The 10,955-nt window shown below is 70.3% G+C and carries 12 protein-coding genes; 3 read left to right on the forward strand and 9 right to left on the reverse strand.

The genetic code is table 11. The features are described from left to right. Positions 1 to 56: 56 nt before the first annotated feature. The 3 genes from ACN675_RS16675 to ACN675_RS16685 form a co-directional block, all read right to left on the reverse strand. Positions 57 to 686, reverse strand: coding sequence for an alpha/beta hydrolase (locus ACN675_RS16675; RefSeq protein ID WP_420751895.1), 630 nt, complete (start codon positions 684 to 686; stop codon positions 57 to 59). Between the two features lie 76 nt (positions 687 to 762). Then, entirely contained in the window at positions 763 to 1,941 is a 1,179-nt protein-coding gene (locus tag ACN675_RS16680) for an amino acid deaminase/aldolase (RefSeq protein ID WP_420751896.1), read from the reverse strand. 119 nt (positions 1,942 to 2,060) lie between these two features. Beyond that, positions 2,061 to 2,705: a TetR/AcrR family transcriptional regulator gene (locus ACN675_RS16685; protein WP_420751897.1), complete on the reverse strand. Its 645-nt coding sequence runs from the start codon at positions 2,703 to 2,705 to the stop codon at positions 2,061 to 2,063. 95 nt (positions 2,706 to 2,800) lie between these two features. On the opposite strand from ACN675_RS16685, the gene ACN675_RS16690 reads away from it, so the two are divergent. Continuing rightward, positions 2,801 to 4,126, forward strand: a complete 1,326-nt coding sequence (locus tag ACN675_RS16690) for a D-arabinono-1,4-lactone oxidase (protein WP_420751898.1) — start codon at positions 2,801 to 2,803, stop codon at positions 4,124 to 4,126. On the opposite strand, the gene ACN675_RS16695 is transcribed toward ACN675_RS16690, so the two are convergent. From ACN675_RS16695 to ACN675_RS16710, 4 genes are all read right to left on the reverse strand, one after another. Beyond that, positions 4,119 to 5,042 carry an adenosine deaminase gene (locus tag ACN675_RS16695; RefSeq protein WP_420751899.1) on the reverse strand — a complete coding sequence of 308 codons (924 nt, stop codon included), beginning with the start codon at positions 5,040 to 5,042 and terminating at the stop codon, positions 4,119 to 4,121. The two genes, ACN675_RS16690 and ACN675_RS16695, sit on opposite strands and share 8 nt — an antisense overlap. A gap of 69 nt (positions 5,043 to 5,111) precedes the next feature. Continuing rightward, on the reverse strand, positions 5,112 to 5,873 hold the full coding sequence (locus tag ACN675_RS16700) for a crotonase/enoyl-CoA hydratase family protein (protein WP_197256047.1): 762 nt from the start codon (positions 5,871 to 5,873) through the stop codon (positions 5,112 to 5,114). Between the two features lie 87 nt (positions 5,874 to 5,960). Beyond that, on the reverse strand, positions 5,961 to 7,013 hold the full coding sequence (locus ACN675_RS16705) for a class I adenylate-forming enzyme family protein (protein WP_420751900.1): 1,053 nt from the start codon (positions 7,011 to 7,013) through the stop codon (positions 5,961 to 5,963). Positions 7,014 to 7,084: 71 nt separating this feature from the next. Continuing rightward, positions 7,085 to 8,560 carry an MFS transporter gene (locus ACN675_RS16710; protein WP_420751901.1) on the reverse strand — a complete coding sequence of 492 codons (1,476 nt, stop codon included), beginning with the start codon at positions 8,558 to 8,560 and terminating at the stop codon, positions 7,085 to 7,087. Positions 8,561 to 8,597: 37 nt separating this feature from the next. Between ACN675_RS16710 and ACN675_RS16715 the strand changes: the two genes are divergently transcribed. Then, the gene (locus ACN675_RS16715; RefSeq protein ID WP_420751902.1) at positions 8,598 to 9,278 is read left to right on the forward strand and encodes a GNAT family N-acetyltransferase; all 681 of its coding nucleotides are present in this window, start codon (positions 8,598 to 8,600) and stop codon (positions 9,276 to 9,278) included. A gap of 32 nt (positions 9,279 to 9,310) precedes the next feature. Beyond that, on the forward strand, positions 9,311 to 10,354 hold the full coding sequence (locus ACN675_RS16720) for a glutathione S-transferase family protein (RefSeq protein ID WP_420751903.1): 1,044 nt from the start codon (positions 9,311 to 9,313) through the stop codon (positions 10,352 to 10,354). Here the strand turns inward: ACN675_RS16720 and ACN675_RS16725 are convergent. Beyond that, positions 10,324 to 10,743: a VOC family protein gene (locus tag ACN675_RS16725; protein WP_420751905.1), complete on the reverse strand. Its 420-nt coding sequence runs from the start codon at positions 10,741 to 10,743 to the stop codon at positions 10,324 to 10,326. The two genes, ACN675_RS16720 and ACN675_RS16725, sit on opposite strands and share 31 nt — an antisense overlap. 11 nt (positions 10,744 to 10,754) lie before the next feature. Continuing rightward, the coding region (locus ACN675_RS16730; protein WP_420751904.1) for a helix-turn-helix domain-containing protein at positions 10,755 to 10,955 on the reverse strand (201 nt) is incomplete at its 5' end.

A 10,955-nucleotide genomic window follows, 5' to 3' on the forward strand; every position in this document is an offset into this window, starting at 1 on the left:
GCCCTCGTCCGGTCGTGAGCGGATGCGGCCTCCCCTTCGCGGGGAGGCGCATCCGCTCATCGTCGTTCCGGGGCCGTCACCGCGAGCACGAACTCTGCGACATCGCGTGTCACCGTGCGGTGCACCGGCTCGTGCAGCAGGTCGTGTCCGGCGTCCGGGTACTCGCGCAGCTCGAGCCCCGGCACGGTCGCGGCCCAGTCGCGCACCGGGTCGATCGGAGCGAGCCGGTCGTCGACGCCGTGCACCGCCAGCGTCGGCAGGCCCGCGGATCTCAGGACCTCCGCGGTCGCGGGAACGGTCGCGGTGCGCGGCGTCCCGCACAGCACCACACCGCGGAACCGGGACGCCTCGGTGCGCAACAGCGCCAGGACCGTCGCGGCCCCCAGCGAATGTCCCATCACCACCAGCGGCAGGCCGTCCTCCTCGGCGAGGCCGGTGATCTCGGCGAGATCGGCCGCGTGCCCGGCGACGTCACCCGGCTCCCCCGGCTGCCCTTCCGACAGCCCGTGACCGGCCAGGTCGAGGCCCCACAGCCCGATGCGATCCGCGGCCAGGCCGGCGGCGAACCGGTGGTAGTGACCGCTGTGCTGACCCATCCCGTGCGCGAAGACGACGGCGGCCTCCGCCGCGTCGGTGTTCCAGGATCGGTAGTGGAGGCGGCCCGTGGCCCCGGCGATGAACGGCATTGCCTCATTCTCGGCCCTGCCCCTCGTGCGCGTTTTCGGTAGCCCCCGCTACCGAACCGCGCACGGGCACGGGGAGTCACCAGCAGTGGCCCTCACCGCGGTAGGTCGGGACGGTGTGGCGTGAGCCGTCCTCGTCGACGAGGTGCAGGTGCGTGAACCGTTCGCACAGCTCACCCGCCTTGGCGTGCCGGAACCACACGCGACCGCCGATCGGGATGTCCGACGCGGCGCGTCCGGTGACCGGCGTCTGCACCTCGCCGGCGCCCTCGCTGCGCAGCAGCCGCAGGCCCGCCGGATGCACCGGCTTCGGCACGCGCGACGCCCCGGCAGGTCCGGACGCGATGTAGCCGCCGCCGAACAGGGTGGTGACGGCCGGGGCGGGCTTGCGCACCGCGGGGAGCGCGAAGAACAGCGCGGGATGCGGGGTGAAGGCCCGATAGCGGTCGAACAGGGTCGGCACGTACAACCCGGATCCGGCGGTCACCTCGGTGACGACGGGATCCGCGGAGCTCACTTCGAGCGAGCCGGTGCCGCCGCTGTTGACGATCTCGAGGTCGCCGACCGTGGCCCGGACGGCGTCGGCGACGACGCGGCGGCGGGTCGCGAGTTCCTGCGCCGACGCCCGCTTGACCAGCCGCACGGGCAGCGACGAATCGGGCAGACCCGCGATCTGCGCCTCGTAGAACATGACCCCGACGACGGAGAATCCGGCGGTGGTCGCGCACCGGGCGAGTTGCGCGGCGTCGTCCGGACCGCGCAGCGGGGAGCGGCGCACCCCCAGGTGCACGGGGCCGATGCGCAGCGACGCGTCGATGTCCAGGCACACCCGCGGGCGCACCCGGGCGCTGCCGAACGCGTCGCGCGCGAGCCCGAGCTGGGCGGTGGAGTCGATCATCAGGGTGATCGCGTCGAGCGCCTCGGGTCGCGAGGCCAGCTCGGCGAGCGCACCGCGATCGACCGTCGGATAGCCGAGCAGTACGTCGCGGGCACCGCGCTCGACCAGCCACAGGGCTTCGCGCAGCGAATACGCCATGATGCCCCGGAAGGTGCAGTTCGAGCCGGTCAGATCGGCACCCAGTACCTCCTCGAGGATCGCGCGGCAGCGGACCGATTTGCTCGCCACCCGCACGGGCGTACCGCCCGCGCGCCGGACCAGATCGGCGGCGTTGCGGCGCACGGTGGCCAGGTCGGCGGCGGCGAAGGGCGGATCGAGGTCGGCGGTCGCGGTGTCGAGCCGGTCGAGGGGCGAAGTCACGGCGGGTCCAATCGTCGAGGCAGGGACAGACAAGCGTCGGGGACAAGTCGAACACCGGAATGGACGCTTGTCCAGATCCTTGCTCACCCGACGGGGTGTTCACCCCGAGCAGGGTTCGTTCAGGACTTCTCGGCCGCACGGGAGGCGATGATCCCGGCCATGTCGTCGAGTTCGGCGACGATGAAGTCGCCGTTGCGATCGACGAGCCAGCGCAGCACCAGGCCGTCGATCATCGCCAGCGCCATCCGGGCGATGTCCTCGATCGGTTCGGTCCACATCGTCCCGGTGCGTTCGGCGCAGTCGGAGAGAAACCGGCACGCCTCGACGTCCATGATCCGGTACTGCTCGGCGGCGATCCGGCCGCCGGGCTCGGAGTCCGAGGCCCGCTGCCGCAACGAATAGGTGGTGATCTCGTAGGTGAGGATCTGGCGGTTCGCGGTCGCCTCGATCATCGGCCACATCGCGTTGAGCCCCGCGTACAGGAGCTGCCGGAGCCCACGTATCCCCTGCGGATCCGGACCGTCGTGCGGCAGGTCGAACGCGACGTGGAGGGTCTCGCTGAGCTGGCGGATGAGGGTTTCGCCCATCGCGACGACGAGCGCTTCCTTGCTCTCGAAGCAGTAGTGCACCACGCCGAGGGACACACCGGCGTTCTCCGCGACCGCCCGCACCGTGACCGCGCCGACTCCCCCGCGCTCCGCGAGATCGAGTGCGGATTCGATCAGCTGGGCGCGACGCTCGTCCGCGGGCATCCGGTTCAGCATTCCCCGATCGTAGAGGCTCGGCGCCGGCTCCGGGGCGAACGCGACCAGCCCGCAACCCTTGACCTGGACGGTCGTCCAAGAGCACCATGTGGGACATGGCTACCTGGCGCAACTGGGCGCGCACCGAGCACGCGACACCTCGCGCATTCGAGACCCCTGCCGGCGCCGAAGAGGTCGCGGCCCTCGTCACCCGCGCCGCCGAACGCGGCGACCGGGTCAAGGCGGTCGGCGCCGGGCATTCGTTCACCGGCGCGGCGGTCACCGACGGTGTCCTCGTCTCGCTCGACCGGATCGCCGGGATCGAGCGGGTCGAACCGACCGCGACCGGTGCGCTCGTCACCGTCGGCGCCGGCACCCGCCTGCACGATCTCAACCGCCTGCTGTGGTCGCACGGCCTGGCGCTGGCGAATCTCGGCGACATCGACGTGCAGTCGATCGCCGGTGCCGTCTCCACCGGAACCCACGGCACCGGAGCGGGATTCGGCGGCCTGGCCACCCAGGTGCGCGCGGCGACGGTCGTGCTCGCGGACGGACGCATCGTGCACTGCTCCCCCACCACCGAGCCGGAATTGTTCGAGGCGGCGCGCCTCGGCATCGGTTCCGTCGGCATCCTCACCTCCCTCACGCTCGACTGCGTGCCCGCGTACCGGTTGCACGCGGCGGAGGGGCCCGCGACCCTCACCGAGACGCTCGCGACCCTCGACGAGGACCGGCTCGGCGTGGACCATTTCGAGTTCTACTGGTTCCCGCACACCGACCGGGTCCTGACCAAGCGCAACATCCGGCTCGAGGGAGCCGAGCCGACCGCGCCGATCGGCCGGATCCGCGGTCTCGTGGACGACGAACTGCTCTCCAACGGCCTGTTCGGCGCGCTGCAGTACATCGGGGCGCGAGCCCCGGGACTGATTCCCCGCATCAACAACCTGGCCGGCCGGGCCCTGTCGCCCCGCGAGTTCACCGACCGCAGCTACGCGGTGTTCGCGTCCCCGCGGCGCGTGCGGTTCCGGGAGATGGAGTACGCGATCCCGGTGGACGCACTCCCCGACGTGCTCGCCGACATCGCCCGCGGCCTCGAACGCACCGGCCGGCAGGTCGCATTTCCCGTCGAGGTGCGCTTCGCCGCCGCCGACGATGTGTGGCTGTCCACCGCGTACGGTCGCGACACCGCCTACGTCGCGGTGCACGAATTCCACCGGCGCGACCACCGCGACTACTTCGCCACGGTCGAGAAGATCGTGCGCGACGTCGACGGCCGGCCGCACTGGGGCAAACTCCACGAGCGGACCGCCGACGATCTGCGGCCCACGTACCCGAAGTTCGACGACTTCCTCGCCGTGCGGCAGCGCGTCGACCCGGACGGCAGGTTCGCCAACCCGTACCTCGAGCGGGTGTTCGGCATCGAGGCGAACGCACTCAGGTGAAGGCGGCCTCGAGCGAATTGCGCACCAGCATGTCGTGTTCGGCGTAGGTCAGGCCCAGCCCGGTGTGCAGTGCCGCGAAGTTGTCGTCGACGTAGCCGCCGAAATAGGCGGGGTCGTCGGAGTTGACGGTGACCAGCAGGCCCGCGTCGAGCATGCGGCGCAGCGGGTGGTCCTCGATCGAATTCACCACGCCCAGGCGCACATTCGACAGCGGGCAGACGGTGAGCGGCACCTGCTCGTCGACGAGCCGCGCCACCAGTTCGGGATCTTCGAGTGACCGGATGCCGTGGTCGATGCGTTCGGCGCCGAGCAGATCCAGCGCCTGCCGGACGTAGTCCGGGGGTCCCTCCTCACCGGCGTGCGCGACGACGTGCAGACCTTCGGCGCGGGCACGGGCGAACACGTCCTCGAACAACGAGGGCGGATGGCCGACCTCGGCGGAGTCGAGGCCGAGACCGATGATCGGGGCGTGCAGCCGCAGCAGCTCACCGAACACCTCACCGGCCTCCTGCACGGGCCGGTCCCGCACGATCGACGCGATCATCGCGGCATCGACCCCGAACTCGCGGCCGCTGCCGGCGACGGCGTCGGCGAGTCCGTCGACGACCTCACGCAGCGGCACGCCGCGACCGGTGTGGGCCTGCGGGTCGAAGAAGAACTCGGCGCGGGTCACGCCCGCGTCCGCCGCCCGCGCCAGATACGCGCGGGTGAGATCGGCGAAGTCCTGCGCCGTGCGCAGCACCTGCATGTTGGCGTAGTACAACTCCAGGAACGAACCGAGATCGGTGAACTCGTACCGGGACCGCAGATCCTCGATATCGCGATACGGCAGGGACACCTCGTTGCGCTCGGCCAGCGCGAAGATCAGCTCGGGTTCGAGCGTGCCCTCGATGTGCACGTGCAGTTCGGCGCTCATGCGTTCCGCTCCTCCCGGACTTCCGGTACCGCGGTGCCCACCCCGCACCGGGCGGGCACCGCGGTGAGGTCAGCGTCCCTTCCAGACGGGGGCGCGCTTCTCGGCGAACGCCGTCGCGCCCTCGCGAGCGTCCTCCGACACGAATACCGGACCGGCGATCTCCATCTGCTTCGCGAACGCCTCGTCGGACGACCAGTCCGCGGCGGCCGCGACGATCTGCTTGGTCACCGCGACCGCGAGCGGGCCGTTGGCGGTGATGCGCCCGGCGAGCGCGAGCGCACCGTCGAGCGCGCCGCCCGGCTCGGTGAGCGTGTTGACGAACCCGAAACCGTACGCTTCCTCGGCGGTGAAGCTGTCGCCGGTCAGGGCGAGTTCGAGAGCCTTCTGGTACGGGATGCGCTTGGGCAGGCGCAGCAGACCGCCACCGGCGGCGACGAGTCCGCGCTTGACCTCGGGGATGCCGAACTTGGCGTCCCGGGCCGCGACGACCAGGTCGGTCGCCAGCACCAGTTCGGTGCCGCCCGCGAGCGCGTAGCCCTCGACCGCGGAGATCAGCGGCTTGCGCGGCGGCTGCTCGGTGAAGCCCATCCCCCGGCCCGGGACCACGACGTTCTCGCCGGCCACGAACGCCTTGAGATCCATGCCGGCGCAGAAGTTTCCACCGGCACCGGTGAGGACACCGACCGACAGGTCGTCGTCGCCGTCGAGTTCGTCGATCGCTTCGGCCAGTCCGTGGCTCACGGCAGCGTTGACGGCGTTGCGGGCGTCGGGCCGGTTGATGGTGATGACCAGTACTCGACCACGACGCTCGGACAAGACCACATCGGACATGTGTGTATACCTCCACTGAGCGGATCGGATGCGCCGACCCGGGTGTGGGTCGCGGCACATCAGGTGTATACCCGAGTCCGCGTCACATCACGAGACCCGTACCGCTAGCTGGGTGACGAACCCGTCTTCGTCGATCTCGACCTGGTCGCCGGTGCGGAACCAGCCGTCGCCGAACGTCTCTGCGGTGCCCTGCGGATCGTTCCAGTACCGGCGGGCCACACTCGGGCCGCGGCACAGCAATTCGCCCACGCCGCGTTCAGCGTCGGGGCCGAGCAACGCGACCTCCATTCCGCCGAACGGAATCCCGATGCTGCGGGGATGCCGCTGCCGAGCCTCGATCGGCAGCACCAGTCCGATCCCGCCGGTCTCCGCGACCCCCCAGCCGCGCACGCAGCGGGCCGTCGGGAACGAAGCGCGCAGGTGGCGCCACGGCACCCGGATGCCGCGCGCCCCGGCCGCGACGACGGTGCCACCGACCGACAGGGTGGGCAGCAGTTGCACACCGCAGCCGACGGCGGTGGACAGCGGCGCGGTGATCACGGTGCGCACTCCACCGGCACCCAGATCCATCGCATGGACGACCGCTTCGATGGTGGACAGGATGTTCTCGTTGGTCAGCTCGACACCGTGCAGTCCCCCGCCGCACTTGCGCACGTAGTAGAGCAGGGCCAGTTCCTCGGGTGAGGCACCGCCGTCGAGGAATGCGACCCCGTCGGGCAGCTTCCCGTCGAGCATGACGATCGCACCGCTGTCGGCGACGATCCACTCGAGTTCGGCATCACTGCACGTCGGGTCCGGCAGGACCGGGACACCACCGGCCAGGACGACGCCGAGAAACGCGTGGAGCCAGTCGAATCCGTTCCGGTAGTGCACGACGACGCGGTCCGCCGGGCCGACACCCTGGTCCAGCAGGCCGCCGGCGACGCGAGCGGCGGCAGCCCACAGTTCGCGGTAGGTGATGCCGCGACCGGACCGGTCGACGGCGGCGGTGCGCTGCGCGAACCGCAGTGCGCTGCGGTCGAGGAGCTCGGCCAGGCACGGCTCGAGCCCCTCGTATCGGAAGACCCCCGCATGCCGGGTGACGCGTTCGTCGCGCAGCCATTCGGCACCACCGGAAAACTTGACCAACGCCGGCGACATCGCCACCTCCGATCGTCTGCGTGCCTCGCACTATATGGCGTGCATCACATTTCGGGGTGGGTTCGGTAGCCTCAACCGTGTGTGGCGTCCGCAGTGTCCGATTCGGGGACCACAGGCTGCTTCACCTGACTGTGCGGCCGCGCGAAGAACAGCGACGCGGCGAGCCCGACGAGAAGTACCGCCGCGGGCAGCCACATCGATTGGGCCATGGCCGTCGAGAACGGCTCGTGCAGCTGCTCCGGCAGCACGCCCGTGTTCATCTCGGAGCTGCCGCCACCCCCGAGTCCCTCCGCGGCGAGCCGGGAGGTCATGAGCGCACCCATCGCGGCGCTGCCGAGCACCGCACCGATCTGCCGGTCGGTGTTGTACACACCGGAACCGGCACCGGCCCGATGCGGCGCCAGGTGGTTCGTCGCGGTCGCCGACAGCGGCGACCAGATCCCGGTCATCGCGACACCCATCAGCGCCGACGGCAGCAGCAGCGACCACGTCGGTGAATCCGGTGTCATCACCACCGACAGCCACACCAGCGCGATCGCCAGCAACGCGAACCCGGTTCCCGCGATGTAGCGCGGATGCACCCGGTCGACGAGACGACCGACGAACGGCGCGAGGATGCCGGTGAACACCGCCATCGGCACCATCAGCAGCGCCGAACCCGTCGGGCTGAGACCGCGCACCGCCTGCGCGTAGAACATCAGCGGCAACGTCATGGCGGTGACCGTGAAACCGATCGCCACGATCCCGATGTTCGCGAGCGAGAAGTTGCGGTCGCGGAACAGGTCGAGCGGCACGAGCGGCTCACCGCGCATCCGGCCCTGGTACAGGACGAACACCACGAGCAGGACCACGCCGGCCGCGATCATGCCCCACACCTTCGCGGACCAGTCGTAGGAATTGCCCTCCTGGATGCCGAACACCAGCAGGAACATGCCCGCGCCGCTGAGCGCGACACCGGGCAGATCGAAGGTGTGCGAGTGCGTTTCCAGATCCGGCACCAGCCGCACCGCCATCACGAACGCCAGGATGCCGACGGGGACGTTGACGAAGAAGATCCACTCCCAGCCCAGGCCGTCGACGAGTCCGCCGCCGGCGAGCGGCCCGACGAGGCTCGCGACACCGGCCACCGCACCCCACATGCCCATCGCGGCGCCGCGCCGCTCCGGCGGGAAGATGCGGGTGATGACCGCCATAGTCTGCGGCGACATCAGGGCCGCACCCAGGCCCTGGAAGACGCGCGCCAGGATCAGGACCTCGATGGTTCCGGACAGCCCGCACCACAGGGACGCGGCGGTGAACAGCACCAGGCCCACCAGGTAGACGCGTTTGGGACCGAAGCGATCGCCGAGGCGGCCGGTGACGAGCAGCGGCACCGCGTACGCCAGCAGATATGCGCTGGTCACCCACACCACGGAGTTGATGTCCGCGTCGAGCTCTCGCATGATGACGGGGTTGGCGACGGCCACTATGGTGCCGTCGACCATGATCATGAAGAACCCGAGGCACAGCGCCCACAGCGCGGGCCATTCTCCGGATCTGGTGTTCACGAACGCTCCTTCCACTACGCGGGTCTACGGTAGCCGCGTGGAACGACATCTCCTGGACATCGTGCAGCTGGCGTGGTGCCGTGAACTCGCTCTCGACGACCACGCGCTCACCGCGGGTGGGCGTGTGGTGCGCGTGGACGATACCGCCGACCGGCTGCAGGTACTGCGTCTGGGTGAGACGATCGCCGTCGTCGGTCCCGGCGACGCGGTCGCCGCCGTCGACCACATTCCCGCCGCCGCGCTCGGTGCAGCGACGGTCCGCGAGGCGACGGGCGGGCACGGCGCCCGGAGCCACGTGCTGCACTATTGCGCGGACTGGATCGACGCGAGCCGGGTGCGGGATCCGCTGATCTCGCACGACGCCCGCGACCTCGCCGAACTGCGGCGGCGCTGCCCGCCGGACGACACGATCGACGCCACCCCCGCCGACGGCGACCGCGTGTTCGTCCTTCTCGACGACGACCACCGGCCGCTGTCCGCGGCCGGATACGGCGAAGTCCACTCGATCCTCGCCGACGTGGTGGCGCTGACCGTCCCCGAACATCGGCGGCTGGGCCTGGCCTCGACCGTCGCGACCCTGGCCACGCACGACGCCCTGGACGCGGGACTGATTCCGCAGTGCCGGGTCCGTCGCGACAATCTCGCCGGCCGCGGGCTGGCGGCGGTCCTGGGATACGAGGAGTGTGGAACCCACCTGACGGTGCAGCTGCGGCGCTAGCGTGTAGTCAACTCCGCACGGAAGGAAATCCCGTGACCGAACACTCCGATTCCCGCAGCAGCAGCTACGTCGAAGCCGGTGAGTTCAACCGCGACACCCGCTACCTGACGACGCGGATCACCGCGGACGGCCGGGACGGATATCCGGTCGAGGCCGGTCGCTATCGGCTGATCGCGGCGCGGGCCTGCCCGTGGGCGAACCGCGCGCTGATCGTGCGCCGGCTGCTGGGACTCGAGGACGCGCTGTCGCTGGGATTGTGCGGTCCCACGCACGATCGGCGCAGCTGGACGTTCGATCTCGATCCCGGAGGGGTCGACCCGGTGCTCGGCATCGAACGACTCCAGGAGGCGTACTTCGCGCGGGACCCCGAATATTCGCGCGGCATCACCGTCCCGGCGATCGTGGAGGTGAGCACCGGGCAGGTCGTCACCAACGACTTCGCGCAGATCACCCTCGACCTGTCCACCGAGTGGACCCGGTTCCACCGGCCGGGCGCCCCCGACCTGTATCCGGAGGCGCTGCGCGCCGAGATCGACGAGGTCGCCGGACTGGTGTACCGGGACGTGAACAACGGCGTCTACCGGTGCGGTTTCGCCGGATCGCAGCACGCCTACGAGGAGGCGTTCGACGCCCTGTTCGCGCGGCTCGACTGGCTCGAGGACCGGCTCACCACACGCCGGTACCTGGTGGGCGACACCATCACCGAGGCGGACGTGCGGCTCTTCACCACCCTCGCCCGCTTCGACGCGGTCTATCACGGGCACTTCAAGTGCAACCGCAACCCGCTCACCGCGTTCCCCGCGCTGTGGGCATACGCGCGTGACCTGTTCACCACGCCCGGATTCGGCGACACGATCGACTTCGTGCAGATCAAGCAGCACTACTACCTCGTGCACACCGATATCAACCCCACCCGGATCGTGCCGAAGGGGCCGGACCTGTCCGGCTGGCTCACCCCGCACGGACGGGAGGCGCTCGGCGGCCGGCCGTTCGGGGACGGCACTCCGCCGCTCCCTCCCCAACCGGCCGAACAGGTCCCGAGCGGTCACTCGCCGCTGGCGGCCTCACCCCTGTAGGTGCCGAAACTCCAATACACGCCCTGCGGGTCGCGGCAGGTGAATCCATGTGATCCGTAGTCCTCGTCGCGGATGCCGCGCGTGACGGTCGCGCCGTGCGCGACGGCCCGGTCGTACAGAGCGTCGACCTTCGCGTCGTCGGGCACGACGAGATAAACCGCGCCGACACCGGCGGGCAGGTCGATCGCACTTTCGTCGCGGCCGGCCGAGCCGAGCATGATGCCGCCGCCGTACGGCCAGGTCAGTTCCGCGTGGTCGACGCGGTCGCCTTCGCCGTACACGGCCGTCTCGACGAACCCGAACGCGTCGACGAGGAAGCGGATGGCGCCGGGCGCGTCGTCGTAGGTGAAGCAGGGAAACACTGCTGTCGTGGTGGTTGTCGTGGTCATGTCGTCGGTAGTCATGTCACAGATCCTCCGTCCGTCGACGGTTCCCCGTCTTGGACGATTGGGAACACCTCGTCGTCCATCCACTGCGACGGGGGTACCCCGGCGAGGTCGCGCCAGTCGCGGGCCAGGTGCGCCTGGTCGTAGAAGCCCGCGCGCACCGCGATGTCCGCGAGGCGGTGCCGGCCGGGGGTACGCAGCAGCATGCGGGAGCG

The sequence above is a fragment of the Rhodococcus sp. O3 genome (genome assembly GCF_048897285.1).
In the GTDB taxonomy this organism is placed as follows: Bacteria; Actinomycetota; Actinomycetes; order Mycobacteriales; family Mycobacteriaceae; genus Rhodococcus.